This window comes from Arthrobacter sp. Y3221087 (assembly GCF_059089905.1).
Genome location: NZ_JBNHFE010000011.1, coordinates 67,544 through 93,783 on the forward strand (window position 1 = coordinate 67,544; position 26,240 = coordinate 93,783).

The window sequence follows — 26,240 nt, forward strand, 5'->3', positions numbered from 1 at the left end:
AGACATGAGTTACTTGACATAACTATAACCTTCAAGTCGAAGGTTAAGGTTGCAGGCTTCAAGCTCTCCATCAGTTTTCGCAATAAACACGAACAAGGGACACGTAACGTGGCAGCTCCGCAGAATTACTTGGCCGTCATCAAAGTCGTCGGCATCGGCGGCGGTGGCGTGAACGCAGTCAACCGCATGATCGAGGTCGGCCTCCGGGGCGTTGAATTCATCGCCATCAACACGGACGCCCAGGCCCTGCTCATGAGCGATGCCGACGTCAAGCTGGATGTTGGCCGCGAGCTGACCCGTGGCCTGGGTGCGGGAGCCAACCCCGAGGTCGGCAAGCAGGCGGCCGAGGACCATGCTGATGAGATCGAGGAAGTGCTCCGCGGTGCCGACATGGTCTTTGTCACCGCCGGCGAAGGCGGCGGCACCGGCACGGGTGGCGCGCCCGTCGTCGCACGCATCGCACGTTCCCTTGGTGCCCTGACCATCGGTGTTGTCACCCGTCCCTTCACCTTCGAGGGCCGCCGCCGGGCAGGATCCGCAGAGGCCGGCATCGACGCCCTCCGCGACGAAGTGGACACGCTGATCGTGATCCCGAACGACCGGCTGCTTTCCATCAGTGACCGCAATGTCTCGGTCCTGGACGCCTTCCGCTCGGCGGACCAGGTGCTGCTGTCCGGTGTCCAGGGCATCACCGACCTCATCACCACCCCCGGCCTGATCAACCTCGACTTCGCGGACGTCAAGTCCGTTATGCAGGGTGCCGGTTCCGCCCTGATGGGCATCGGCTCCGCCCGCGGCGAGGACCGTGCCGTCAAGGCTGCAGAACTCGCCATCGCGTCCCCGCTCCTCGAAGCTTCCATCGACGGCGCGCACGGCGTGCTGCTCTCCATCCAAGGCGGCTCGGACCTCGGCCTGTTCGAAATCAACGAGGCCGCCCGCCTGGTCCAGGAAGTGGCCCACCCCGAGGCAAACATCATCTTCGGCGCCGTCATCGACGATGCCCTGGGTGACGAGGCGCGTGTCACCGTCATCGCCGCCGGATTCGACGACGTCAAGGCAACCTCACCGTCCATGGACCAGTCCCAGCCGCAGGCGGCTCCGCAGCGCCCCGCCGCGCCATCCGCAGCTCCGGCGCCGGCCCAGGCTCCGTCGTCCGGCCACCACCAGGCCAGCGCCCAGCCGGTCCACGCCGGTGTTGGTGCCGCAGGCCTCAGCAGCTGGGGCCAGCAGCGTCCTTCCGCCGTCCCTGCAGACTCCGGGTTCGACGTCGACCTTCCTTCCGTGGTGGAGCCGGATCTCACCGGCAACCACCCGGATGACCTGGATGTCCCCGACTTCCTGAAGTAGGCCCCGGCTTGTTCCATTGGCGAGCCGACATCCTGCCCGGGGTGTCGGCCGCATTCACGAATACGGACGCCGGCAACCTCGCGCTGCATGTCGGCGACGATCCTGCCCGGGTGCAGCGACGGCGCGCCGAGCTTGAACGGACCATGGGCGTGGCGCCGGCCGGACTGCGCTTCATGAACCAGGTGCACGGCACGGCCGTGGCCGTCATGCAGCCGGACACCGCAACGCCCGAGGCTGACGCCATGGTCTCCCGCGGAGTGCCTCTTGCCGTGATGGTGGCAGACTGCATCCCCGTGCTCCTTGCGGCCGAATCCGCGGATGGTCCGGTCCTCGCTGCCGTCCACGCAGGGCGCCCGGGAATCGCCAACGGGGTCATCCCGGCAGCGGTGGAGAGCATGAAGTCCCTGGGCGCGGGCGCCATCCGGGCCTGGCTGGGTCCATCAATCTGCGGACGCTGCTACGAGGTTCCCGCCGTGCTCCAGGACGAGGTGGCGGCGGAAGTGCCCGCCACCCGCAGCACCACGTCCTGGGGCACACCCGGACTGGACCTGCCGGCCGGCGCGCGCAGCCAGCTGGAACGCGCAGGCGTGGAGGTGGCGTACACCGGAGCATGCACGTTGGAGACAGAGTCACTCTTCTCCTACCGGCGCAACAGGGAAACAGGCAGGTTCGCGGGTCTGGTGTGGTGCCATGACTGACGCGCCGGATGCAAGGGATTCCCGCACTGCCGAACTTGCCGGGAGGCTCGCCGTGGTCCGGCGGCGCATCGAAGCAGCCGCAGCAGCCGCACGCCGCGAGGACCGCCTGCCCACGCTGATCGTGGTCACCAAGTTCCACCCCGCCGGGGACATCCGCCGGCTCGCTGGGCTGGGCGTGACGGACGTCGGCGAAAACAGGGACCAGGAGGCCGCTGCCAAGGCCGCGGAACTGGCGGACTGCGGGCTGACGTGGCACTTCGTGGGCCAGCTCCAGACCAAGAAAGCAAAGTCGGTTGCCCGCTACGCCGCCGCGGTGCACTCCGTGGACCGGCCCCAGCTGGTGGAGGCGCTGGCGAAGGCCGCTTCCGCAGCACAGGCAAGCGCAGGCAGGGCGCCACTGGAATGCTTCATCCAGGTCAGCCTCGAGGACGACGCCGGGGCGCACCGCGGCGGTGCCGCCCCCGCCGACGTGCTCCGGCTGGCCGAACAGATCGCGGCGGCCGACGGCCTGCGCCTCGCAGGCGTGATGGCGGTGGCCCCGCTCGGTGCCGCGCCCGAGCCGGCCTTCGAGAAGCTCGCCGGCGTCTCGGCGCACCTGGTGGCGGAGCATCCCGCGGCCACGGGCATCTCCGCCGGCATGAGCCAGGACCTGGAGGCAGCGGTCAAGTTCGGGGCGACACACCTGCGGATCGGTTCCGATATTCTCGGATCACGTCCCGCAGTGGGGTAGCGTCGGTCCTGTTGGAAGTGATGGGCGGGGGACCCCAATGCTGTCAAGTCATTGGACGACCCGCATACGGGACACGAATAGGAGTCGACCATGGCCGGCGCTCTGCGCAAGACAATGATCTATCTTGGGCTCGCCGACGGCGATGAGCATTACGAGTCCGAGCAACAGACCGCACGTAAGGATGAGGACGAAACGATGGAAGCTGACCGCGAGGAGCGCCGTGCACCCGCACCCGTCCGCGAGGTCAGCCGCGAAGCGTCCTACACCCCTGAAGAGGAATACCGCGCCCCAGTGACCCCCATCAAGCGAGCGGCTTCGAGCCGCGAAGAGACCGGCGGCCTGCGCCAGATCACCACCATCCACCCGCGCTCCTACAATGACGCCAAGCTCATCGGCGAGAGCTTCCGGGACGGCATTCCGGTGATCATGAACGTCACCGATATGGGCGAAGCGGACGCGAAGCGCCTGGTGGACTTCTCTGCAGGACTCGTATTCGGGCTGCGGGGGAGCATCGAACGGGTGACCAACAAGGTTTTCCTGCTGTCGCCGTCGTATGTCGAAGTCATCGGCGACGACAAGAAGGCAAGCGACAACACAGCCAGCTTCTTCAACCAGAGCTGACCAGCAGGCAGGATCCGGATGCCAGGCAGGGACACCTGTCTGGCATCTGTGCTGAAATAGACGGGAAGCATCGGCAACATACTGCCGTACCCACAATGGACATGGAGATATGAATTAAGTCATGGGAATTGTTTTCGGACTTGTCTATCTCGCGCTCCTGCTGTTTTTTGTGGCCCTCATCATCCGGTTGGTGTACGACTGGGTCCAGATGTTTGCCCGGGAGTGGCGGCCGCGCGGGGCCGCCCTGGTGGCCGCTCACGCCGTGTACACCATCACCGATCCGCCCCTGAAGGTCCTGCGCCGGCTGATTCCTCCCCTCCGCCTGGGCGGCATCTCGCTGGACCTGGGTTTCCTGATCCTCTTCATTGCCGTAAGCATTGCCATGGGAATCACCCGGGGACTCGCCTGATTTACCGAATAGACCAGCAGCGCAGCCTGGACCCGCGGGAACAGTTACTGTGAAGCGTAGAAACTCGCGTTTGACACTGCAGTGTTGAATTAGAGTAAGCAGACCAAATTTAGGTACCGTAGTTTCGACGGCCGGAAGGCCTACTGACTAACCAGACCAGTGAGGTGACCAGATGGCTTTGACGCCAGAAGACGTTGTCAATAAGCGCTTTCAGCCGACCAAGTTCCGTGAGGGCTACGACCAGGATGAAGTTGACGACTTCCTGGACGAGATTGTCGTGGAGCTCCGACGCCTGAACCAGGAGAACGACGAGCTCCGCAAGAAGCTCGCCGAAGCCGGTTCCAGCGTTCCTGCCAGCGCCGCCGCCGCACCCGTAGTGGAGAAGGTCCCCGCGCCCGTCAAGTCCGACAAGGACGAAGCACGCGAAAAGGCCGAGGCTGAAGCCAAGGCCGCCGAAGCTGCTAAGAAGAAGGAGGCGCAGGCTCCCGCTCCGGTCGCTGCCGCCCCCACTCCTGCCAGCCAGGCGGCCGTCGCCACGCCGGCCGCCGAATCCGCCGCAGGCCTGCTGGCCATGGCGCAGCAGATGCACGACCGCCACGTTGCCGACGGCCAGGCGCAGAAGGACAAGATCATCGCCGAGGCGCAGATCGAAGCCAGCAGCCTCGTCAACGACGCCCAGGAAAAGTCCCGCAAGATCCTTGGCGCCCTCGAGCAGCAGCGGTCCGTCCTGGAACGCAAGGTGGAGCAGCTCCGCGGCTTCGAGCGCGATTACCGCTCACGCCTGAAGGCCTACATCGAAGGCCAGCTCCGCGACCTCGATGCCCGCGGCTCAGTGGCTACGCCGGAAGTAAGCGAAGCCAACTAGTCCGTCAAGCACGTATTCTGAAAGCCGGTGGCTGAGGATTCCTCGGCCGCCGGCTTTCGGCATTGACAGCTGTTTTACGAATGAAAGCACCATGACTGACGAACTCGCTGCAGACGCTGCACGCCCTGTCCCGCCCTCACCGCGTCCCCGCCGGGCCGTGCTGCTCTCCCTCTTCGCCGGGTTCGCAGTCTTTGCCTATGTCCTGGACCAGCTGACCAAGCTGTGGGTCACCTCCACCATGGTGGAAGGGGAACGGATCCCGGTCTTCCCCCCGCTGCTGCACTGGTACTTCATCCGCAACTCGGGCGCCGCGTTCTCCATCGGCGAAAACGTCACCTGGGTGTTCTCCATCATCATGGCCGTTGTCGCCATCGCCATCGTCCTCCAGATCCGGAAGCTGGGCTCAAAATGGTGGGCCCTTGCCCTGGGCCTGCTCCTGGGCGGAGCGCTGGGCAACCTTACCGACCGGCTGTTCCGGGAGCCGTCCTTCGGCATGGGGCACGTGGTCGACTTCATCCAGCTTCCCAACTTCGCCATCTTCAACATCGCCGATTCCGCCGTTGTATCCGCCGTCGCCATCATCTGCATCCTGACCCTGCGCGGGGTCGCACTGGACGGCACCCGGCTTGCCCCGGAGCGCAAGGAAAAGTCCGGCGATGCCTGAGCGGTATGTCGTTGCCGAGGAATTCGCCGGCTCCCGGGCCGACGCCGGGCTGGCCGGAATCCTGGGCGTCTCCCGCTCCATGGCGGCGACCCTGATAGCGGAGGGCCACGTGGTGAGCCGGGGCAAGGCTCTGGGCAAATCGGCAAAGCTGGCTGCGGGGGACGTCCTGGACGTCAGCATGCCGGAACGGCGGGACCCGCTCGAAGTCGTGGAGGAAGTTGTGGAAGGCCTGAAGATCCTGCTGGACGACGACGACTTCGTCGTCGTCGATAAACCCGTGGGCGTTGCCGCGCACCCGTCGCCGGGCTGGGTGGGACCCACTGTAGTGGGCGGCCTCGCGGGCGCCGGATACCGTATCTCCACCTCCGGCTCGCCGGAACGGGCCGGCATCGTGCACCGGCTCGACGTCGGAACATCCGGGGTAATGGTGGTGGCAAAGACCGAACGGGCCTACACGGCCTTGAAGCGCGCCTTCAAGGAGCGGACCGTGGACAAGGTGTACCACGCCGTGGTGCAGGGCCTGCCCGACCCCCTGACCGGCACCATCGATGCACCCATCGGCCGGCACCCCGGCCACGACTGGCGGTTCGCCGTGATCGAGGACGGCCGGGAGTCCGTCACGCACTATGAGGTGATCGAGGCGTTCGGCAAGGCCAGCCTGGTGGAAGTCCACCTTGAGACGGGTCGGACCCACCAGATCCGCGTGCACTTTTCCGCGCTCCGGCACCCCTGCGCCGGGGACCTGACGTACGGCGCCGATCCCCGCCTCGCCGCCACCCTGGGCCTGACCCGGCAGTGGCTGCACGCACGCGAACTTGCGTTCGACCACCCGGCCACGGGGGAGCGTATCCGGGTCACCAGCGACTACCCGCAAGACCTGGCGTATGCCCTTGAGGTCCTGGGGTCCGGGCGGGCCTGACGCGGGCGGCCGGGGGCCAACGCTTAGAATAGTGCGGTGACTTCCAGCAATGATTCGTTTGTCCACCTGCACACCCACACCGAATATTCCATGCTGGATGGAGCAGCCCGCCTGGGAGAGCTGTTCGATGAAACCGAACGCCTGGGCATGCCCGCGCTGGCCACCACCGACCACGGGTACCTGTTCGGCGCCTTCGACTTCTGGCAGAAGGCCCAGGCCAAGGGCATCAAACCGATCATCGGCGTCGAAGCCTACGTGACTCCCGGCACCGCGCGCACGGACAAGGAGCGTGTCCGCTGGGGGGACGAGTCGCAGCGCAAGGACGACGTCTCCGGCGGTGGCTCCTACACCCACATGACCCTGCTCAGCTACAACAACGTGGGCATGCGGAACCTCTTCCGTGCCTCGTCCATCGCCTCGCTTGACTCGGTCTTCGGCAAGTGGCCGCGCCTGGACCGCGAGCTCCTCAACACCTACTCCGAGGGCCTCATCGCCACTACCGGCTGCCCGTCCGGGGAAGTGCAGACCAGGCTCCGGCTGGGCCAGTACCGCGAAGCGCTGGAGGCGGCCGCCGAGTTCCGGGACATCTTTGGCGCGGAAAACTACTTCTGCGAACTGATGGACCACGGCCTGGACATCGAACGCCGCGTCACCGGCGACCTGCTTCGGCTTGCCAAGGAACTCAACCTGCCCCTGGTGGCCACCAACGACCTCCACTACACCCACGAGCACGACGCCAAGGCCCACGAGGCGCTGCTGGCCATCCAGTCCGGTTCCACCCTGCTGGAGCCCACCTACGACAACGGCGGTTCGCGCTTCGCCTTCTCCGGCAGCGGCTACTACCTGAAGTCCCCGCGGGAGATGCGGGAACTCTTCCGCGACCACCCCGAAGCCTGCGACAACACCCTCCTGATCGCCGAACGCTGCGAGGTGTCCTTCAACACGGACGCCAACTACATGCCCCGGTTCCCCTGCCCGCCCGGCGAGGATGAGACCTCCTGGCTGGTCAAGGAAGTGGACAAGGGCCTGCAGTACCGCTACCCGAAAGGCGTGCCGGACGAGGTCCGCAAGCAGGCCGACTACGAGCTCGGCGTCATCACCTCAATGGGCTTCCCGGGCTACTTCCTGGTGGTGGCCGACTTCATCAACTGGGCCAAGAACAACGGCATCCGGGTGGGGCCGGGCCGTGGTTCCGGCGCCGGCTCCATGGTGGCCTACGCGATGCGCATCACCGACCTCGACCCCCTGCGGCACGGCCTGATCTTCGAACGCTTCCTCAACCCGGACCGTGTCTCCATGCCCGACTTCGACGTCGACTTCGATGACCGTCGGCGGCCCGAGGTCATCGACTACGTCACGCGCAAATACGGCGACGAGCGCGTGGCGATGATCGTCACCTACGGCACCATCAAGACCAAGCAGGCGCTCAAGGACTCCTCCCGCGTCCTGGGCTACCCCTTCAGCATGGGCGAACAGCTCACCAAGGCGCTGCCGCCCGCCGTCATGGCGAAGGACATTCCGCTCGCCGACATCCAGAACCCTGAAGCGAAGCGCTACAGCGAGGCAGGGGATTTCCGCCAGCTGATCGCCACGGATCCCGAGGCCGCGAAGGTGTTCGAAACGGCGCTCGGCATCGAAGGGCTGAAGCGCCAGTGGGGCGTCCACGCCGCCGGCGTGATCATGTCCTCGGATCCGATCATCGACGTCATCCCGATCATGCGCCGGTTCCAGGACGGGCAGGTGATCACCCAGTTCGACTACCCCACGTCCGAGGGACTGGGCCTGATCAAGATGGACTTCCTGGGCCTGCGGAACCTGACGATCATTTCCGACGCCCTCGAGAACATCAAGATGAACCGCGGCATCGACCTGGACCTCGAAAACCTTGAGCTGGACGACGCCGCCTCCTACGAGCTGCTGGCCCGCGGCGACACGCTGGGCGTGTTCCAGCTCGACGGCGGACCCATGCGGTCCCTGCTCAAGCTCATGAAGCCTGACAACTTCGAAGACATCTCCGCCGTGCTGGCGCTCTACCGGCCCGGCCCCATGGGCGCCAACGCCCACACGGACTACGCGCTGCGCAAGAACGGGATCCAGGAAGTCATCCCCATCCACCCGGAACTCGAAGAACCCCTCTCGGAGATCCTCGGCGGAACGTATGGCCTGATCGTGTACCAGGAGCAGGTTATGGCCGTGGCCCAGAAGCTTGCCGGCTACTCGCTGGGACAGGCAGACATTCTCCGCCGCGCCATGGGCAAGAAGAAAAAGTCCGAACTGGACAAACAGTTCGCCGGCTTCTCCAAAGGCATGCAGGACAACGGCTACTCCATGGACGCCGTCAAGACCCTGTGGGACATCCTGCTGCCCTTCTCCGACTACGCCTTCAACAAGGCCCACTCGGCCGCTTACGGCGTGATCTCCTACTGGACTGCATACCTCAAGGCGCACTATGCGCCGGAGTACATGGCCGCCCTGCTCACCTCCGTGGGTGATGACAAGGACAAGTCCGCCATCTACCTCAACGAATGCCGACGCATGGGCATCACCGTGCTTCCGCCGGACGTCAACGAATCCGCCCTGAACTTCACCCCGGTGGGCAACGACATCCGCTTCGGCATGGGTGCCATCCGGAACGTCGGCGTCAACGCGGTGGAGGCCATGGTGGCGGCCCGCGAAAGCGAGGGTGCCTACACGTCCTTCAAGGACTACCTGATGAAGGTCCCGGCGGTGGTCTGCAACAAGCGCACCATCGAATCGCTGATCAAGTCAGGCGCCTTCGATTCACTGGGGCACACCCGACGCGCCCTGGCCATGGTCCATGAAGAGGCCATCGATTCGGTCATCACCCTGAAGCGGAACGAGGCGATCGGCCAGTTCGACCTCTTTGCCGGGATCGGGGAAACCGAGTCGGAGTCGTCCCTCAGCATCGACATCCCGGATCTGCCGGAGTGGGAGAAGAAGGACAAGCTGTCCTTCGAACGGGACATGCTTGGCCTGTACGTCTCCGACCACCCGCTGCAGGGCCTCGAAGGCCTCCTCAGCCAGCACGCGGAGATGAGCATCACGTCGGTGCTGGGGGAAGACGGGCCGCAGGACGGCGCCATCATCACCATCGCCGGAATGATCACGTCCCTGAGCCGCCGGATTGCCAAGGCCAGCGGCAACGCCTACGCCCGGGCGGAGGTTGAGGACCTGGGCGGTTCCATGGAAGTGATGTTCTTCGGCCAGGTCTACGGTCCCATCGCGTCGGTGCTGGCCGAGGACCTGATCGTGGTGGTCAAGGGCCGCCTGCAGAAGCGGGACGACGGCGCGGTGACGCTGAACTGCATGGAGCTCTCCGTCCCGGACCTGAGTGAGGGCATGAACGGTCCCCTGGTGATCACCATGCCCACGCACAAGGCCACGGAGGCCGTAGTCACTGAGCTGGGCGACGTGCTGCGCACCCACCGGGGCAACTCCGAGGTCCGCCTGCACCTGCAGGGCGATACCCGCACGGAGGTCATGGCCCTGCCCGTGCACCTCCGGGTGAACCCCAGCCCGTCCCTGTTCGGCGACCTCAAAGTGCTGCTCGGTCCGGCCTGCCTGGACGCCTGACAAAACCGCGGACGACGACGGGCTGCACGTTCCGCCGTCGTCCGCGGTTCGCGGCGGGAAGCGTCAGATCTCGTAGTCCAGGGGCATGGGCTGCCCGTAGGCGCCGCCGTGGTACAGCAGGGGCGACCCTTCGCCGCCCACCTGGCCGTCAATCACCTGGACCACCACCACTGCGTTGTTCTCGAAGGAGAGCCGCATCTGTACCTCGCCGACGAGCCAGCCGGCAACGTCCTTCAGGATGGGCACGCCGTGCGGCCCGATCTCCCAGTGGTTGCCTTCGAAGCGGTTGCCCGGGCGGGCAAAGCGAGCGGCCAGTTCCTGGTTCTCCAGCCCCAGCATGTGGACGCCCAGGTACTGCGTGTTGGCCACGGCCGGCCAGGACCTGGAGCTGCGGGCCATGTTGAATGTGAACCGCGGCGGTTTGGCTGACAGCGACGCCACCGACGTTGCAGTGAACCCGTAAGGCTCGTCCTGGTAGTTCACCGTGATGATGGCAACCCCCGCGGCATGGCGCCGGAACAGCTCCCGGAACGTCTGCTCGAAGGGCGCGCTGTTGTCGGCCACCGAAAACTCCTGACATGGATGGGTGCTTCCCTCCAAGCGTATTGTCCGCAGGCTCCACGGGGGAATCGCCTGTCGGAGCGGGTCAGCGCGTTGCGCCGCCGGAACGTTTGTTAAGGTTTGTTGCATGGTCAAACTTTCCCGCCGTACTTCCTCGCGGCTGCCGTGGGCCCTTCTGGTGGTTCCGGCGGCGGCGGGTGTTCCGGCGGGCATCCTGTGGTGGCTGCTCGCTCCCGGCGGCCTGAACCTGATCACCAGGGATCCCGGCCTCGCAGCGGGGACCAACCCGGCAGTCTGGCTGCCGCGCGACCTGACCCTTGCCGCCATCCTGGTTGTTGCCGGCTGCGTGCTGGGCGTCTTCCTGGCGGACAAGAAACGCGCCAACCCGCAGGCGGCACTGCTGCTGGGGCTCGGCGGCGCCATTGCGGGCAGCATCCTGGCATGGCAGGCAGGCGTGTTGTCCGCCAGCCTTTGGGGACCGGCGGTGGATGCATCCGCCAACGCGAGCATCGCCTTCTCGCTCCGGGCTCTGCCGGTGCTGCTGCTGTGGCCGGCGGCTGCGGCGATCTCCGTCTTCGTGCTGGAACTGCAGGATTTGCTGGGAAAGAAGCCAGGCAGCGGCGCCGACGCGGCCGGTCCCGCCCCGGGCCGTACCGCACCATGACGGCAGCCACAGCAGCGGGCCGTTGGCAGGGGCACCCGCTCCGGCCCGTAAAATGGTGCGGTGACCATTTCTTCGGAGTTTCCCGCCCCCGCGACTGCCGCCGTGAACTTTCGCACCATTGATGTGCGGGGACAAAGCCTCACCCTCGCTGGCCTGCGCGCAGCGGTGCCGCGGGCCAAGGGCCAGACTGTTGCCGACGCCGAAGAAAAAGTCCTGGACATCATTGCTGCCGTCCGGCGCGGCGGCTTCGCGGCCCTCGGCGAGTTGGCGCTCCGCTTCGATGGCGTGACCCAGGAGCACCCCCTGGTTCCGCAAGACGTCCTCGCGGGCGCACTGGAACAGCTGGACCCGGCGGTGCGTGCGGCCCTTGAGGAATCCATCAGCCGGGCACGCAGGTTCGCGGACGGGCAGCGCCCGCGCAACGTTGACGTGGAACTGGGGGACGGCGCCGTGGTCAGCCAGAACTGGGTGCCGGTGGCGCGGGTGGGGCTGTATGTGCCTGGCGGCCTCGCCGTGTACCCGTCCTCGGTGATCATGAACGTGGTTCCGGCTCTTGCCGCCGGGGTGGAGTCCATTGCCCTCGCTTCACCCCCGCAGAAGGAATTCGGCGGCCTGCCCCACCCCACCATCCTTGCTGCGGCAGCGCTGCTCGGCATCACCGAGGTGTACGCGATCGGCGGGGCGCAGGCCATCGCCGCCTTCGCCTACGGCGTGGCGGAAACGCCTGCCGGTCCTGCCCTCGAGCCCGTGGATGTGGTGACGGGTCCGGGCAACATCTTCGTGGCCACCGCCAAGCGCCTGGTCAAGGGCGTGGTCGGTATCGACTCCGAGGCCGGCACCACGGAGATCGCCATCCTGGCTGATGCCTCGGCCCAGCCCGCGCTCGTCGCCGCGGACCTGATCAGCCAGGCCGAACACGACCCCCAGGCAGCCTCAGTGCTCATCACCGATTCGGAGGACCTTGCCTCCGCAGTCCGGGCTGAACTCGACCGGCAGGCTGCCGCCACCAAGCACTCGGACCGGGTGCGCGAGGCGCTCTCGGGGCCGCAGTCAGGCGTCGTCCTGGTGGACGGCCTCGACCAGGGTATTGCCGCCTGCGACGCCTACGCCGCGGAACACCTGGAGATCATGACCCGCGACGCGTCTGCTGTCGCCGCCCGGATCCGGAACGCCGGCGCCATCTTCGTGGGGGACTACAGCCCGGTCAGCCTGGGAGACTACTGCGCGGGCTCCAACCACGTGCTTCCCACCAGCGGCACGGCCGCCTTCTCGTCCGGGCTCAACGTGACCACGTTCCTGCGCGCCATCCAGGTGGTCAACTACAGCCGTGAGGCGCTCAAGGAAGTCAGCGGCCACATCGTGAATCTCTCCCGCGCGGAGGATCTTCCGGCTCACGGCGACGCCGTCACCGCGCGGTTTCCGGAGGACTAGCACTACATCTAGTAATTACAGGCTTGTTATTACGCTACATATGCCCGTAAACTGGAAGGCGCTACAGCGCGGATCTTCCGCGCGCTCATTTGGGATATCCCGGCAGCGGGACAATGCGAGGGAGGGACACCATGTACTGTCCGTTCTGCCGCAACCCTGACTCCCGCGTGGTGGACAGCCGCATGGCGGATGACGGCTCGGCCATCCGGCGGCGCCGGCAGTGCCCCGAGTGCGGCCGCCGGTTCACCACGGTGGAAACCACCAGCCTCTCCGTCATCAAGCGCTCCGGCGTGGGCGAGCCCTTCAGCCGCAGCAAGGTGATCAACGGCGTGCGCAAGGCCTGCCAGGGCCGGCCCGTCAGTGAGGATGACCTCGCGCTGCTTGCCCAGGAAGTGGAGGAGCAGATCCGCGCGTCCGGCGCCGCGGAAATCGACGCACACGAGGTCGGCCTGATTATCCTGGGGCCGCTGCAGAAGCTGGACAAGGTGGCCTACCTCCGGTTCGCCAGCGTCTACCAGGCCTTCGAATCCCTCGAGGATTTCGAAACGGCCATCTCCCTGCTGCGCCACGAGGCGGAGCAGGATGCCAAGGGCGCGCCGGCGAAAAACGCCAAGGGCACGGAGAAAAGCCCCCTCTAATCTCCGGTGGCCGCAGCGGAGGGGAAGCCGCAGCCGCCACCGGCACATAAGACAGGACGCCCCCTTCCGGTACCGGAAGGGGGCGTCCTGTCTTTAAGCGTCGTCCGTTCCCGGACTACTTTGCCAGCTTGTGCTTCAGTGCGATCTCGATGGCGGCGCCCACGATGCCTGCCTCGTTCCGCAGGACTGCGGGAACAATGGGGGTGCGCAGTTTCAGCTTGGGCAGGTACTCGTCCGCGCGCTTGGAGATGCCGCCGCCAACGATGAACAGTTCGGGGGAGAACAGGAACTCCACGTGGGAGAAGTAGCGCTGCAGCAGCACGCTGTACTCGTCCCAGGTCAGGCCGTCCCGTTCACGTGCCACCGCGGATGCTTTCGTTTCGGCGTCGAAGCCGTCGATTTCCAGGTGGCCCAGTTCGGCATTGGGGACGAGCTTGCCGTCGAAGATGAAGGCTGAGCCGATGCCCGTACCGAGGGTGATCACCAGGACGGTACCGCCGACGCCCGCGCCGGCACCGTAACGGGCCTCTGCGAGGCCTGCCGCGTCGGCGTCGTTAATGACCTCGACGGGCCGGTTGAGCCGTGCGGTGAGCATGGCGTCGATGTCTGTCTCCAGCCAGCTCTTGTCGACGTTGGCCGCTGAGTGCACCACCCCGTGCTGGATGATGCCCGGGAAGGTGACGCCGACCGGGGAACCGGCGGCGGGCGCCTCGGGGCGGGCCGAAAGTTCAGCCACCACCAGGGCCACGGCTTCCGTCACGGACTCGGGAGTGGCGGGCTGGGGGGTGGGAACCCGGAACCGATCACCTACCAGCTTGCCCTTCTTGAGGTCGACAATGCCGCCCTTGATTCCCGTGCCTCCGATGTCGATGCCGATCAGCGGGGCGTTCTTGTGCGACTTCTCGTCCTTCTTGGCCAAAGTGGGTTTCCGTTCGTGGCAGGTGCGGGCAGGAAAAGGGCGGCCGGTGGCCGGCCCCGGAAAGGATATCCGGCCAGGGGCCGGTGGTTCAGTTCATCAGGGGTGTGAGCACGCCAGGCATGCGTGCGGCACTCAGGGCAGGGTGAGGATCTCGGCACCGGATTCGGTCACCAGCAGCGTGTGCTCGAACTGGGCGGTGCGCTTGCGATCCTTGGTGACCACGGTCCAGTCGTCCGCCCACATGTCCCACTCCACGGTACCCAGCGTGAGCATCGGCTCGATGGTGAACACCATGCCGGCCTCGATGACGGTGCTGTAGGCCGGGGCTGCGTCGTAATGCGGGATGATCAGTCCGGTGTGGAATGCTTCCCCTACGCCGTGGCCGGTGAAATCGCGGACCACCCCATAGCCGAACCGCTTGGCGTAGGACTGGATGGCCCTGCCGATGACGTTGATCTCACGGCCGGGGGCTACGGCCTTGATGGCCCGGTTCAGCGACTCCTGTGTGCGTTCCACCAGCAGGCGGGATTCCTCGTCCACATCGCCCACCAGGAAGGTGTAGTTGGTGTCGCCGTGGACGCCGTTGATGTAGGCCGTGATGTCGATGTTGAGGATATCGCCGTCCTGGACCACTGTGCTGTCCGGGATGCCGTGGCAGATGACCTCATTCAGCGAGGAGCACAGCGACTTCGGAAATCCCCGGTAGCCGAGGGTGGAGGGGTAGGCATTGTGGTCCAGGAGGAACTCGTGGCCCACCTTGTCCAGCTGGTCCGTGGTCACGCCGGGCTGGATGTGTTTTCCCACTTCAACGATGGCCTGCGCGGCGATTTTTCCGGCGATGCGGATCTTCTCGATCGTTTCGGCTGACTTCACCTCGGACCCCGTGAATTTGGCGGGGGCGGGCCTGCCGACATACTCCGGACGGGGGATGGACGCCGGGACGGAACGCTGCGGGCCTACGGTACCGGGGGTGAGGGTGCCGATGGGTGCAGTGGAGGCAAGGGAAGGCATAGATTGATCATATAAGGCACCACAGAACGCCTAACAACCGGGAGCCGTGCAGGGCGCGCGTATGCATTTGTGTTACGCGGGTCACGCCGCAGCTTCCCTGCCTGCCGGAACGGGAGCAACGATGACTGAGTACTGGTACAACATCAGGACCCACGAGGTGGAAGAGGACCGACTCTCAGACTGGAGCCAGCTGATCGGGCCCTACCAGACACGCGAAGATGCCGAGCACGCCCTTGAGAAGGTCCGGGCCCGCAACGAGGCGTGGGAAAAAGACGACGACGACTGACGGCAAGCGGTATTGCCTGGCCCGCGGCGCGTCCTGCGGGAGCAGTCGCTGTCAGAAAGAGTGCTCCGAGCCAGGGAACTGCCCGGACCGCACGTCGTCGCCATAGGCCGTAGCGGCATCGAGGAGCGTACTGCGCAGGTCGGCATACTGCTTGACGAACTTGGCCATCCGGCCGCCCCGCAGGCCGGCCATGTCCTGCCAGACGAGGACCTGGCCGGTGGTTTCCTTGCCTGCGCCGATGCCCACGGTGGGGACGCTGACCGCTGCATCCACGGCAGCCGCCGTCTGGGCCGGCACCATCTCCATGAGCACGCAGAATGCGCCGGCATCGGCAAGGGCCACCGCGTCGTCGATCAGGCGCTGGGCGTCGTCGCCCCGGCCCTGTACCCGGTACCCGCCCAGGGCGTGCTCGCTCTGCGGAGTGAAGCCGATGTGGGCCATGACGGGGATGCCTGCCTGGACCATGGCCCGGACGGTGGAGGCGTAGTACTGGCCGCCCTCGATCTTGACGGCGTGCGCCAGGCCTTCCTTGAGGAACCGGACCCCGGCGGCCACGGCCTGCTCCGCGGAAACCTCGTAGCTGCCGAACGGCAGGTCTGCCACCACCAGTGCCCGCTTGGCGGACCTGGCGACGGCGCGGCACAGCGGAAGCAGTTCGTCCACCGTGACGGGAAGGCTGGTCTCGTTGCCGAACACGTTGTTGGACGCCGAGTCGCCCACCAGGAGGACCTCGATGCCGGCGGCGTCGAAGATTTCGGCCGTGTACTGCTCGTAAGCGGTCAGCATGGCGAATTTGGTGCCGTCGCGCTTGGCCTGCTGCAGGTGGTGGATGCGTACCTTGCCCGGCTTGGCTGCCGGGCCGGGTGCCGGTGCCTGCGCAGGCCCGTTGCCGTAGGGTGCGGGGACTTCGGCGGACGCGCTGGAGTTCGAGCTGTTGCTTGAGGCCATGGCATGAGCGTAGTGCGGTACCTGCCGTCCTAGCTACATGGCCTGGGCCGCGTGCGGGGTGATAAGGGTCATATGCGCTGGGCGCCCACATATGTTGCCCGGACTACGCAGAGCCCGACGGCGGCCCTCTCCGGGATGCCGCGGGTGTTAACGCTGTGTTACGCGCGGCGCAGACGCCAGCATTGGCGCCGAATGCTTAGTACAGTGTTTGTGAACTGCTGCCGGCTTCCCCCAATCACCGCGGACCCCGGAGCATGGACGTTGACCGGAGAAGAGGCCATCATGGACCGCCAGCAAGAGTTTGTCCTGCGCACAATCGAAGAGCGCGACGTACGTTTCGTGCGCCTGTGGTTCACCGACGTCGTAGGTTCGCTCAAGTCTGTTGCCCTGGCGCCGGCCGAGGTCGAAGGCGCCTTCGAGGAAGGGCTGGGCTTCGACGGCTCGGCCATCGAGGGCCTTGCCCGTGTCTTCGAATCGGACATGCTGGCACAGCCTGACCCGTCAACGTTCCAGATCCTGCCCTGGCGCGGCGAGACGGAGCAGACATCGCGCATGTTCTGCGACATCCTTACCCCTGACGGCGAACCCTCCGCGGCTGATCCGCGCAACGTCCTGAAGCGGACGCTCGCCAAGGCCGCCGACATGGGCTTCACTTGCTACACCCACCCGGAAATCGAGTTCTACCTGCTCAAGTCGCAGGAGCTCGGCCCGGACGGAGCGCCGGTGCCGGTTGACGAGGGCGGCTACTTCGACCACGTCCCGGGCGGCGTTGCCCAGGACTTCCGCCGCACCGCGGTGACCATGCTGGAATCAGTCGGCATCTCCGTGGAGTTCAGCCACCACGAAGGCGGACCCGGACAGAACGAGATCGACCTCCGCTACGCGGATGCGCTGCAGACCGCGGACAACATCATGACCTTCCGCACGGTCATCAAGGAAGTGGCCCTGCAGCAGGGCACCTACGCTACCTTCATGCCGAAGCCGTTCACGACCCACCCGGGCTCCGGCATGCATACGCACTTCTCCCTGTTCGAAGGGGACACCAACGCGTTCTACGAGGCCGGCGCGGAATTCCAGCTGTCCAAGACCGCCCGCCAGTTCATCGCCGGCATCCTCAAGCACGCTCCGGAATTCACCGCCGTGACCAACCAGTTCGTGAACTCCTACAAGCGCCTCTGGGGCGGCGGCGAGGCTCCCAGCTACCTGAGCTGGGGCCACAATAACCGCTCGGCCCTGGTCCGCGTTCCGCTGTACAAGCCGGGCAAGGGCCAGTCCGCCCGGATCGAGTACCGCGGCATCGACTCGGCCGCGAACCCTTACCTGGCATACGCGGTGCTGCTCGGTGCCGGGTTGAAGGGCATTGAGGAAGGCTACGACCTTCCGGCGGCCGCCGAAGACGACGTCTGGTCGCTGAGCTCGGCAGAACGCCGCGCCATGGGTCACGACCCCCTGCCGGCCAGCCTGCACGACGCTATCCGCTCGATGGAGGATTCCGAGCTGATGCCGCAGATCCTGGGCGAGCAGGTGTTCGAGCACTTCCTGCGCAACAAGCGCGCGGAGTGGCAGGACTACCGGCTGCAGGTCACGCCCTACGAACTGCAGCGCAACCTCGGCATCCTCTAGGCGGCGGGCGTGAGCCTGGCACGCCGCCTGATCGCGGCTGGTTTCAGCGACCTGGACAAAGGCGAACGGTTCCTGGCCGCCCGGGAACTCGAAGGCCTGGACCAGGACACGCTGTTCGCCGGACTGCAAATGGCGGCCAGCCCGGACACCGCCCTGCAGTCCCTGGTCCGGCTGATCGAAAAGCATCCGGACCTCCGGGAACTGGCTGGTGCCGAGCCAGACACCAGCGAGCCGCTGTACCGGGTGCTGGGCGCATCCGAGGCGCTGGGCGAGTTCCTCATCCGGCATCCCGAGCATCTCGAAGCCTTCAATGTCCGGGCCAGTCCCGAACCGTTGCCGGGAGACCCGGAGAAGCTGCGCGCAACCCTGCTGCAGTCCGTAGGGGCAGACCCGCGGGCAGTGCGGCCAGTTGCCGCAGCAACCGGGCCGGATGCCTACGCAGCCCTGCGCACCGCCTACCGCAGGGGAGTGGTGGACCTTGCCGTCAAGGACCTGTGCGCGGCAGACCCCCTCGACTTCCTGCCCTCGGTGGGAGGGGAACTTGCAGACCTTGCCGGTGCCGCCATCGAGGCCGCACTGGCAGTTTCCCGGGCCGAGGCCGCCGAACAGTACGGCGCCCCTGATGTGGCGGAGGTCGGGCTGGCCGTGATCGGCATGGGCAAATGCGGGGCGCGCGAGCTGAACTACATCTCCGACGTCGACGTCATTTACGTGGTGGATAGCGGAGGGCTGGAGGACGCCCGGGCCAACACCATCGGCACGGCGCTGGCCAGCGGCATCTCCCGGGCCATCTCCTCGGTGGCGCGGGAACCCGGCCTTTGGGAGGTGGACGCCAACCTGCGGCCCGAGGGCAAGTCGGGACCCCTGGTGCGCACGCTGGCCTCTCATGAGACCTACTACGCGCGCTGGGCGGAGAGCTGGGAGTTCCAAGCGCTACTGAAGGCCCGGACCATCGCCGGGGATGCCGAACTGGGGCGGCGGTACGAGGACGCCGTGGAGCCGCTGATCTGGAGTTCGGCGGGCAGGGACGGCTTCGTGGAATCTGTCCAGGCCATGCGGCGCCGGGTCACCGAGCACATTCCGGCGGCGGAGGAACAGCGGCAGATCAAATTGGGCCGCGGCGGACTGCGGGACGTCGAGTTCACCGTCCAGCTGCTGCAGCTTGTCCACGGCAAGGCGGATGAGACCCTGCGACGCCGGGACACCACCTCCGCGATTGCGGCCCTGTCCGCGGGCGGCTACATCGGCAGGTCCGACGCCGCCGCCTTCGACAACGCCTACCGGTACCTGAGGCTGCTGGAGCACCGGATCCAGCTGTTCCAGCTGCGCCGGACCCACCTCATGCCCGTTGCCGAGCCAGCGCTTCGGGCGCTGGCCAAAGCCGTCCTGGGCCCGTTCTCGAATGAGCGGCCGCATCCCGACGCGCTGCTGGCCGCCTGGCAGAAGACCAAGCGCTCCGTACGGGAACTGCATGAGCGGATCTTCTACCGGCCCCTGCTGAATACCGCCGCCAGGCTCAGCAGCGAAGATGCCAGGCTCACCCCGGAAGCTGCCCAGGGCCGGCTTGCTGCCCTCGGCTATCGGGACCCGCAGGGCGCCATGCGGCATATCGAGGCTTTGACGGCTGGAGTCAGCCGGCGGGCGGCACTGCAGAAGCAGCTGCTTCCAATCCTCCTCGACTGGCTCGCGGAAGGAGTGGACCCCGACGCCGGCCTGCTCGCCTTCCGGCGGGTCAGCGAGGCCCTGGGCACCACGCACTGGTACCTCGGCATGCTTCGGGACTCCAATGCCGCTGCCGAGCGCCTCTGCCACATGCTCTCGAACTCACGGCTGATCGCGGACCTGCTGGAAGTTTCGCCTGAGTCGGTTGCCTGGCTCGGCCAGGACAAGGACCTGGTGCCGGTGCCGTTCGAGGCGCAATGGCAGGAAATCACCTCCAAAATGTCGCGGCACTCCGATCCCGAAAGTGCCATGCGCCTCATCAGGCTCATCCGGCGGCGGGAGATCCTGCGGATCGCCGTCGCCGATTCCGCCGGGCTGCTGGATCAGGACCAGGTGGGCACCGCGCTGGCCGACACTGACAGGGCGGCAGTCCTGGGCGCCCTCCGCGTGGCCGAGGGCATCGTCTCCGCCGGCGGGCCCTTGAAGACGGCCGTGCTGGTCGTGGCGATGGGCCGCCAGGGCGGCCGCGAGATCGGGTACGGTTCGGACGCCGACGTGATGTACGTGCACCGGGCGCTCCCGGGCTACGCGGAGGCGGAGGCACAGGAACAGGCTGTCCGCATCGTCACCAAGGTCTCAAGCCTGCTGACCCAGCCCGTGAAGCCGGCCATCATGGCTGAGCGGGTGCTCCAGATGGACGCCGACCTCCGCCCGGAGGGGAAGAGCGGGGCCATGGTGCGGTCCCTGGACTCGTTCGCCGAGTACTACCGCCGCTGGTCGCTCATCTGGGAGGCCCAGGCACTCCTGCGGGCACGTCCCATGGCGGGCGACGACGACCTGGCAGCGGACTTCTTGGCGCTGATCGACCCCATCCGTTACCCCGACGAGGTGTCCGACCAGGACGTCCGGGAGATCCGCAGGATCAAGGCACGGGTGGAATCCGAACGCCTTCCCCGCGGGGCCGATCCCGCCCGCCACCTCAAACTCGGCCGCGGCGGCCTCAGCGACGTCGAATGGCTGGTCCAGCTGCTGCAGCTGCAGCACGCGGGCAAGCACCCCGAGCTGCGCACCACCTCCACGGTGGAAGCGCTGGAAGCCGCTGCCCGGCTGGAACTCCTCGGCCGTGAGGACGCGGACCTCCTGGCTCAGGCATGGCGGCTGGCCAGCCGGATCAGGTCCGCAAATGTCATCTGGAGCGGCAAGGCATCCGACCTCCTGCCGTCGTCGCGCCGCGACCTTGAGGCCGTGGCGCGGTGGTGCGGCTACGAACCGGGCCATGCGGCCGCGCTGGAAGAGGACTACCTGCGCGTCAGCCGCCGCGCCCGGGCCGTGTTCGAACGCGTGTTCTACGGGCAATAGCCGTTTTCCGGCTGCTGTCCCTTTGTCCGGGCCCGGTGCTACCTTTGGCCCATGGCAACCCAACTCTTCCTGAACCTGCCCGTCAAAGACCTCCAGCGCTCCGTCGATTTCTTCTCCGCCCTTGGCTTTTCCTTCAACCCGGACTACACGGACGAGAATGCCACGTGCATGATCGTCAACGACAATGCCTGCGTGATGCTCCTGGTGGAGGACTACTTCCGGACCTTTACCTCCAAGGACGTCGCCGGCACTGCGGGGGCGGCGGAAGCCATCATGTCCTACAGCGTGGACAGCCGGGAGGCCGTTGATCAGGCGGTAAGTGCCGCCCTTGCTGCTGGCGGCACGTTGTCGGAGGATCCCCGGGACCTGGGCTTTATGTACAACCACAGCTTCCAGGATCCCGACGGGCACCTTTGGGAGGTCTTTTGGATGGATCCTGCCGGAATGGCCGACCCTGCTGCCGGCAGCACCTCCGGCACCGTCCAGTCCTGAACGGCGAAGGCGTCTGGCTCATCCCGCTGCGGGACCTCGATGCCGACGCCCAGGCCATCCAGCTCAACGAGGTAGCGCAGCTGGAGCTCAGCCCGGGCCAGGAACGCTTCGTGGGAGATCCCCTGCGGATGGCCCTGGCCGGCCTGGCCGAGGAATCGCGGCGCCCCTACGTCATTGAGTCGGACGGGCGGGCTGCGGGAGTACTCACTTTGCAGCGTGGGGCGGCACGCCTGGCTGGCTGGCCGGACGATGACAGCGCATGGCTCCTGCGGGGCTTCCTGGTGGACCGGCGGCTGCAGGGTCGCGGGATCGGCCGCCACGCAGCCGTTGCTGCCGTGGGGGCTGCCGCCCGGCTGACTGCGCGGCACCGCACCGGGGAGTCCGGCGTCGTGCTGTCCGTCAACGAAGCCAACCCCGCCGGACTTGCCGCCTACCGGTTTGCCGGATTCACTGACCACGGCCGCTACAACGGCGGCCCGTCCGGCCCGCAACGCACCATGTTCCGACGCTTCACGGATGCGGGAATGAGGTAACGGCGGCAGGGCGGCATTGCACTCCATGACGGATTGGCCGAGTATGTGGATTGGCGGTGTTCTTCAACCTTGTTGGGGGGAAGGCTGGATCAGTCTTCGTCTCGGGGGGCATTCGTCAGGGGGTCCGGCTCCCGGTCTCAGCACGTCAGGGGCCGGGCTCCCACCTTCGGGCAGCGCACCCGGCGTCATCGCGCAGGCGCCAACCTTTTTGGGAGCGGCTTATGCTTGGCCCATGTCTACCGATGAAGAGAAGGACCCTCCCGTGCCCGCTGATGTTGAAGGCAAGATCCCACGCAAGGTCCACGACCCGGACGCAGATGATCATGAGGTGCCGACCGACGCGGAACGCAACGGCACCTAGTCTGGCCGGGATAAGCCAAGAACCTTCCTGAACAGCGAAAGGCCCCGCGACTTGGGGGAATCGCGGGACCTCTCGGGCTACTCCAACATTGGGGGATTGCGAAGTAACCGAACACAAAGTTACGGGGCAGTAGCGTAGTCTCGCAAATCGAGGTTCAGCCGGGGTGCGAACGGATACACGAAAGGCGGCTACACGTTTCGGAAAACATGTAGCCGCCTGAACTCGTTCTGGAATGTGCGGACGGTCTGCGGACTATCGCCGCGCCACCCGCATGATCCGGCTAGACGCCGTAGTAGAGCTCGAACTCGTAGGGGTTCGGGCGCAGGGACAGCGGGCGGATCTCGTTCTCGTACTTGTACTCGATCCAGGTGTCGATCAGGTCCTGGGTGAACACGCCACCGGCCTGCAGGAATTCGTTGTCCTCGCGGAGGGCCTCGAGGGCCTCCTCGAGCGTGCCCGGTGCCTTGGGGATGTCCTTGGCTTCCTCGGCGGGGAGCTCGTAGAGGTCCTTGTCGATCGGCGCGGGCGGTTCGATGCGGTTGCGGATGCCGTCAATGCCGGCCATCAGCTGGGCAGCGAAGGCCAGGTACGGGTTGGAAGAGGGGTCCGGTGCGCGGAATTCGATGCGCTTGGCCTTCGGGTTGCTGCCCGTAATGGGGATGCGGATACCGGCGGAGCGGTTGCCCTGTGAGTAGACCATGTTGACCGGAGCCTCGAAGCCCTTGACCAGGCGGCGGTAGGAGTTCACCGTCGGGTTGGTGAAGGCCAGGACGGCGGAGGCGTGCTTCAGCAGGCCGCCGATGTACCAGCGGGCGGTGTCGGACAGGCCTGCGTAGCCCTTCTCGTCGTAGAACAGGGGCTGGCCACCGTTCCACAGCGACTGGTGGCAGTGCATGCCGGAGCCGTTGTCACCGAAGACGGGCTTCGGCATGAAGGTCACGGACTTGCCCCAGGCATCTGCGGTGTTCTTGATGACGTACTTGAACTTCTGCAGGTCATCGGCAGCGTGGGTCAGGGTGGTGAACTTGTAGTTGATCTCAGCCTGGCCGGCGGAGCCGACCTCGTGGTGGCTGCGCTCGACCTCGAGGCCTGCTTCGTCCAGGGCAACGCACATGGCGTCGCGCAGGTCAGCCTGCTTGTCGGTGGGGGAGACCGGGAAGTAACCGCCCTTGACGGGGGTCTTGTAGCCGAGGTTGCCGCCCTCTTCCTCGCGGCCGGTGTTCCAGTGTGCTTCCTCGGAGTCGATCTTGTAGAAGCTGCCCTGCGGGGAGGACTGGTACTGGACGTTGTCGAACACGAAGAACTCGGCTTCGGGAGCGAAGAATGCGGTGTCGGCGATGCCGGTGGACGCGAGGTAGGCCTCAGCCTTCTCTGCAACGCCGCGGGGGTCGCGGTGGTAGGGGTCACCGGTGCGGGGGTTGACGATGGAGAAGTTCAGCGCGAGCGTCTTTTCCATGCGGAAGGTGTCCAGGAACGCGGTGGTCACGTCCGGGATCAGCTGCATGTCGGACTCCGCGATGCCCTGGAAGCCGCGGATGGAGGAGCCGTCAAAGAGTTGGCCGTTGATGAAGAAGTCGGCGTCAACGCTCTTGGCGGGGACGTTGAAGTGCTGCTGCACGCCCGGAAGATCGGTGAAGCGGATATCGACGAACTTAATATCTTCGTCCCTGATGAACTGGAGGACTTCGTCCGCAGTCTTAAACATCTATGCTCCTAACGCATATGTAATATCTGGCGTGCAAGCCATCTGATCCAGCGCAATCCGAAAGCAGGGAGAACCTGCAGTTATCCCTGCTGCGTTGTCCGTGCTGTGTGCTTGTCCCTGCCGGGGAATTGCTTGAAACTGCTAACAGCCTATGGACGCGGCATTTCCCGTCCATGTCCACATTGTTTCGGGCAAGTTACAGAATGCCCCGTTAGGGCAACGCTATCGGCAGTACGCATCATGTTCCAACGCTATCCGGCATCCGGGCAGTGCGCGGGAAAGAGGCCGGTAAACTTGGACAGTGGTAGATCGCAAAGACATTGGTTCCTGGCTCAGTGGACCGGACACCTCCGGCATCTCGAAGTACCCGGGGGAGCGGCTGGGACTTCCCGAATCCGGGCCCGGGTCCATCGCACGGGCCGGCCGGCGCATCCTGGCGATCATGATCGACTGGGGCATCGCGCTCCTGATCAGCAACTTCGCCTTTGATGGAAACTCCTGGGCCACCCTGGCGGTGTTCGCCGTCGAGCAAACCCTCCTGGTGGGCACCCTCGGATACAGCATCGGGCACCGCGCGATGGGCATTGCCGTGGTGAAGCCGGGCGGCGGAGTCCCGGGCCCGCTGGCTGCCCTTGTGCGGGCCGTACTGCTTTGCCTGGTGATCCCCGCCGTCATCTTCGATCCCGACCAGCGCGGACTGCACGACAAAGCCATGAACACCCTGCTCATCCGCCGGTAAGGGCCTCCGCGCACGGCCGGCCCTGACGCGCCCCTAGAGGCGTGCGGATTCCCTCGTCGCCGCGGGGCTTGTCTCCGCAGGCACACCCCTGAGGTACCCCCGCTTACCTGCCCACCGCTCGAACAGGATGGTGGCGAACGGAAAGACTGCGGAAACACCCGCAAAAAGAGCCACCCTGAACGGCCAGCGCTGCAGCCTCCACAGGGCAAGCGCCGCAGCACCGTAGCCCACGAACAGTGCACCGTGGATCGGCCCGGCTACCTGGACACCAATCTCGGTGGTGCCTGCAATCCACTTGAAATACATGCCGATCAGCAGGGCAGCCCAGCTGATGGCTTCGGCGACGGCGAGGATCCGGAATGCGCGGATGACCAGGTTCTTTAGTGGCATGGGAACGTCCTGTCCTTGATGGGGCAGTGGAAAGAGGTTGGCAGCTGCAAGAAAAAATGCCCCGGCGGCCGGTCGGAACCGGTAACCGGGGCGTTCCCAGGCTTAGCGTCCGCGGTTGGGACGCGCCTTGTAGGGGTCGATGCCCTTCGGGATGGGGAGCCTGTTGCCCAGCGACGCGATGCGCTTGGAAACAGCATTGACTTCGACCTTGGTCAGTTCCTTCTTCAGCTTGCCCATCTTCTTGGCAACCTGGCTGAGCGGCACCTGGCCCTCGCCGCGGCCGCTCTCGATCACGTGCACGGTAACGTTGGGCAGGATCCGCGCCAGGCGCTTCCGCTCGGCATCCAGCAGCGGCTTCACGCGGTGGCTGGGGCCTTCGCTGACCAGTACGACGCCGGGGCGGCCGATGGCGCGGAACACGGCATCCTGGGTGCGCGGGTTAACAGCAACGGGCTGTTCTTCCGTAATCCAGCCGCGGCGGAGGGTTCCGAGCGCGGCACCGGAGGCGCCAGGCTGGTTCTCGATCTGGGCGAAGGCGGCGCGCTCCGCACGGCGCGAGAGGATCAGGGTTGCGCCCAGCAAACCAAGCGGGATGCCGATTATCAGGCCCGTAATCCAGTTTTCCAGCCAGAAACCCACCAGGAAGCTCACGGCCACCACACCCAGGAACACCAGCAGCATCTGCCACGGCACCATGGGATCGTGCCGGCGGGTCATGGTGAAGACTTCGCGGATCTGCTTGAGCCTGCTGGGCTTCTTGGCTTTGGCTTCTTTCGGCTTGCGCGAGAAGAGGCCGCGCTTCACTGCGCTGGAGCCCGCCGGAGTGGAGTTGCTGGAATCAGGGGATTTCGCCATAGTGCCTCAATTCTACGTGACTTAAGCCCAGGGGCCGGACGCCGAATCATCGGCGTCCGGCCCCTGCGGCACGCACTGGACTATGAAGTTGCTGCTTCCTAGGAGTGGGCTGCCAGCACGCTGGCGGCTTCCTGGCGGGTGGTGCCGGAGTCCTGGATGCCGTCGGCGATGTGGGCGAGTTCGGCGGGGATGTCGCGGCCCTTTTTGCGCATGGCG

General features: G+C 66.1%; 26 protein-coding genes and 1 pseudogene. 19 read left to right on the forward strand and 8 right to left on the reverse strand.

The genetic code is table 11. From position 1 onward, the window contains the following. Nucleotides 1–108 precede the first annotated feature (108 nt). The 9 genes from ftsZ (at nucleotide 109) to dnaE (ending at nucleotide 9,847) form a co-directional block, all read left to right on the forward strand. The gene (gene ftsZ / locus AC5RUO_RS19425; RefSeq protein ID WP_494011948.1) at nucleotides 109–1,347 is read left to right on the forward strand and encodes a cell division protein FtsZ; all 1,239 of its coding nucleotides are present in this window, start codon (nucleotides 109–111) and stop codon (nucleotides 1,345–1,347) included. A gap of 8 nt (nucleotides 1,348–1,355) precedes the next feature. Further along, nucleotides 1,356–2,045: a purine nucleoside phosphorylase YfiH/LACC1 family protein gene (locus tag AC5RUO_RS19430; protein WP_494011947.1), complete on the forward strand. Its 690-nt coding sequence runs from the start codon at nucleotides 1,356–1,358 to the stop codon at nucleotides 2,043–2,045. Continuing rightward, nucleotides 2,038–2,775 carry a YggS family pyridoxal phosphate-dependent enzyme gene (locus AC5RUO_RS19435; protein ID WP_494011946.1) on the forward strand — a complete coding sequence of 246 codons (738 nt, stop codon included), beginning with the start codon at nucleotides 2,038–2,040 and terminating at the stop codon, nucleotides 2,773–2,775. Before AC5RUO_RS19430 ends, AC5RUO_RS19435 begins: the two co-directional genes overlap by 8 nt. A 90-nt stretch (nucleotides 2,776–2,865) precedes the next feature. Next, nucleotides 2,866–3,396 carry a cell division protein SepF gene (locus tag AC5RUO_RS19440; protein WP_494053474.1) on the forward strand — a complete coding sequence of 177 codons (531 nt, stop codon included), beginning with the start codon at nucleotides 2,866–2,868 and terminating at the stop codon, nucleotides 3,394–3,396. Nucleotides 3,397–3,517: 121 nt separating this feature from the next. Beyond that, a complete protein-coding gene (locus AC5RUO_RS19445) occupies nucleotides 3,518–3,805 on the forward strand; it encodes a YggT family protein (RefSeq protein WP_009359117.1) in 288 nt (95 codons plus the stop codon). 172 nt (nucleotides 3,806–3,977) lie between these two features. Continuing rightward, on the forward strand, nucleotides 3,978–4,670 hold the full coding sequence (locus tag AC5RUO_RS19450) for a DivIVA domain-containing protein (protein WP_494104400.1): 693 nt from the start codon (nucleotides 3,978–3,980) through the stop codon (nucleotides 4,668–4,670). A 91-nt stretch (nucleotides 4,671–4,761) separates the two neighbouring features. Continuing rightward, on the forward strand, nucleotides 4,762–5,334 hold the full coding sequence (gene lspA / locus AC5RUO_RS19455) for a signal peptidase II (RefSeq protein ID WP_494053472.1): 573 nt from the start codon (nucleotides 4,762–4,764) through the stop codon (nucleotides 5,332–5,334). Then, on the forward strand, nucleotides 5,327–6,253 hold the full coding sequence (locus AC5RUO_RS19460; RefSeq protein WP_494011942.1) for an RluA family pseudouridine synthase: 927 nt from the start codon (nucleotides 5,327–5,329) through the stop codon (nucleotides 6,251–6,253). The genes lspA and AC5RUO_RS19460 overlap by 8 nt, the downstream gene beginning before the upstream one ends. Nucleotides 6,254–6,289: 36 nt before the next feature. Further along, nucleotides 6,290–9,847, forward strand: coding sequence for a DNA polymerase III subunit alpha (dnaE, locus tag AC5RUO_RS19465; RefSeq protein WP_494104401.1), 3,558 nt, complete (start codon nucleotides 6,290–6,292; stop codon nucleotides 9,845–9,847). 63 nt (nucleotides 9,848–9,910) lie between these two features. On the opposite strand, the gene AC5RUO_RS19470 is transcribed toward dnaE, so the two are convergent. Then, complete coding sequence (locus AC5RUO_RS19470; RefSeq protein ID WP_494011940.1) at nucleotides 9,911–10,411, reverse strand: flavin reductase family protein; 501 nt, start codon at nucleotides 10,409–10,411, stop codon at nucleotides 9,911–9,913. A 124-nt stretch (nucleotides 10,412–10,535) separates the two neighbouring features. Between AC5RUO_RS19470 and AC5RUO_RS19475 the strand changes: the two genes are divergently transcribed. The 3 genes from AC5RUO_RS19475 to nrdR all read left to right on the forward strand — a co-directional run bounded on the left by AC5RUO_RS19475 (nucleotide 10,536) and on the right by nrdR (nucleotide 13,141). Further along, on the forward strand, nucleotides 10,536–11,072 hold the full coding sequence (locus tag AC5RUO_RS19475) for a hypothetical protein (RefSeq protein WP_494104402.1): 537 nt from the start codon (nucleotides 10,536–10,538) through the stop codon (nucleotides 11,070–11,072). A 60-nt stretch (nucleotides 11,073–11,132) separates the two neighbouring features. Beyond that, nucleotides 11,133–12,503: a histidinol dehydrogenase gene (hisD, locus tag AC5RUO_RS19480; RefSeq protein WP_494053467.1), complete on the forward strand. Its 1,371-nt coding sequence runs from the start codon at nucleotides 11,133–11,135 to the stop codon at nucleotides 12,501–12,503. A gap of 131 nt (nucleotides 12,504–12,634) precedes the next feature. Further along, nucleotides 12,635–13,141, forward strand: a complete 507-nt coding sequence (nrdR, locus tag AC5RUO_RS19485) for a transcriptional regulator NrdR (RefSeq protein ID WP_494011937.1) — start codon at nucleotides 12,635–12,637, stop codon at nucleotides 13,139–13,141. A gap of 115 nt (nucleotides 13,142–13,256) precedes the next feature. Here nrdR and ppgK read toward each other — a convergent pair whose 3' ends face one another. Together ppgK and map are read right to left on the reverse strand one after the other, a co-directional pair. Then, complete coding sequence (gene ppgK, locus AC5RUO_RS19490; RefSeq protein WP_494011936.1) at nucleotides 13,257–14,060, reverse strand: polyphosphate--glucose phosphotransferase; 804 nt, start codon at nucleotides 14,058–14,060, stop codon at nucleotides 13,257–13,259. A gap of 132 nt (nucleotides 14,061–14,192) precedes the next feature. Beyond that, complete coding sequence (gene map / locus AC5RUO_RS19495; protein WP_494011935.1) at nucleotides 14,193–15,071, reverse strand: type I methionyl aminopeptidase; 879 nt, start codon at nucleotides 15,069–15,071, stop codon at nucleotides 14,193–14,195. Between the two features lie 121 nt (nucleotides 15,072–15,192). On the opposite strand from map, the gene AC5RUO_RS19500 reads away from it, so the two are divergent. Beyond that, nucleotides 15,193–15,357 carry an SPOR domain-containing protein gene (locus AC5RUO_RS19500; protein ID WP_494011934.1) on the forward strand — a complete coding sequence of 55 codons (165 nt, stop codon included), beginning with the start codon at nucleotides 15,193–15,195 and terminating at the stop codon, nucleotides 15,355–15,357. A gap of 51 nt (nucleotides 15,358–15,408) precedes the next feature. On the opposite strand, the gene panB is transcribed toward AC5RUO_RS19500, so the two are convergent. Next, nucleotides 15,409–16,305, reverse strand: coding sequence for a 3-methyl-2-oxobutanoate hydroxymethyltransferase (panB, locus tag AC5RUO_RS19505; RefSeq protein WP_494104403.1), 897 nt, complete (start codon nucleotides 16,303–16,305; stop codon nucleotides 15,409–15,411). Between the two features lie 282 nt (nucleotides 16,306–16,587). Between panB and glnA (AC5RUO_RS19510) the strand changes: the two genes are divergently transcribed. The 5 genes from glnA (AC5RUO_RS19510) to AC5RUO_RS19530 all read left to right on the forward strand — a co-directional run bounded on the left by glnA (AC5RUO_RS19510) (nucleotide 16,588) and on the right by AC5RUO_RS19530 (nucleotide 22,335). Next, on the forward strand, nucleotides 16,588–17,928 hold the full coding sequence (gene glnA / locus AC5RUO_RS19510) for a type I glutamate--ammonia ligase (protein WP_494011932.1): 1,341 nt from the start codon (nucleotides 16,588–16,590) through the stop codon (nucleotides 17,926–17,928). Nucleotides 17,929–17,937: 9 nt separating this feature from the next. Further along, nucleotides 17,938–20,949, forward strand: coding sequence for a bifunctional [glutamine synthetase] adenylyltransferase/[glutamine synthetase]-adenylyl-L-tyrosine phosphorylase (locus AC5RUO_RS19515; RefSeq protein ID WP_494011931.1), 3,012 nt, complete (start codon nucleotides 17,938–17,940; stop codon nucleotides 20,947–20,949). 51 nt (nucleotides 20,950–21,000) lie between these two features. Beyond that, a complete protein-coding gene (locus AC5RUO_RS19520) occupies nucleotides 21,001–21,441 on the forward strand; it encodes a VOC family protein (RefSeq protein ID WP_494011930.1) in 441 nt (146 codons plus the stop codon). After that, nucleotides 21,438–21,974 carry a GNAT family N-acetyltransferase gene (locus tag AC5RUO_RS19525; protein ID WP_494012001.1) on the forward strand — a complete coding sequence of 179 codons (537 nt, stop codon included), beginning with the start codon at nucleotides 21,438–21,440 and terminating at the stop codon, nucleotides 21,972–21,974. The genes AC5RUO_RS19520 and AC5RUO_RS19525 overlap by 4 nt, the downstream gene beginning before the upstream one ends. A gap of 232 nt (nucleotides 21,975–22,206) precedes the next feature. Further along, nucleotides 22,207–22,335 (forward strand): hypothetical protein, encoded by a 129-nt coding sequence (locus tag AC5RUO_RS19530; protein ID WP_494011929.1) that lies wholly within the window; start codon nucleotides 22,207–22,209, stop codon nucleotides 22,333–22,335. 280 nt (nucleotides 22,336–22,615) lie between these two features. On the opposite strand, the gene glnA (AC5RUO_RS19535) is transcribed toward AC5RUO_RS19530, so the two are convergent. Beyond that, nucleotides 22,616–24,040 (reverse strand): type I glutamate--ammonia ligase, encoded by a 1,425-nt coding sequence (gene glnA, locus AC5RUO_RS19535; RefSeq protein ID WP_494011928.1) that lies wholly within the window; start codon nucleotides 24,038–24,040, stop codon nucleotides 22,616–22,618. A gap of 301 nt (nucleotides 24,041–24,341) precedes the next feature. On the opposite strand from glnA (AC5RUO_RS19535), the gene AC5RUO_RS19540 reads away from it, so the two are divergent. Then, nucleotides 24,342–24,779, forward strand: coding sequence for an RDD family protein (locus AC5RUO_RS19540; RefSeq protein ID WP_494011927.1), 438 nt, complete (start codon nucleotides 24,342–24,344; stop codon nucleotides 24,777–24,779). A 33-nt stretch (nucleotides 24,780–24,812) separates the two neighbouring features. On the opposite strand, the gene AC5RUO_RS19545 is transcribed toward AC5RUO_RS19540, so the two are convergent. The 3 genes and pseudogenes from AC5RUO_RS19545 to AC5RUO_RS19555 form a co-directional block, all read right to left on the reverse strand. Further along, nucleotides 24,813–25,169, reverse strand: a complete 357-nt coding sequence (locus AC5RUO_RS19545; protein WP_494011926.1) for a DUF3817 domain-containing protein — start codon at nucleotides 25,167–25,169, stop codon at nucleotides 24,813–24,815. Between the two features lie 102 nt (nucleotides 25,170–25,271). Next, complete coding sequence (locus tag AC5RUO_RS19550) at nucleotides 25,272–26,024, reverse strand: DUF4191 domain-containing protein (protein ID WP_494104404.1); 753 nt, start codon at nucleotides 26,022–26,024, stop codon at nucleotides 25,272–25,274. 98 nt (nucleotides 26,025–26,122) lie between these two features. Further along, nucleotides 26,123–26,240: pseudogene (locus AC5RUO_RS19555) on the reverse strand (lipoyl synthase); the annotation flags it as partial.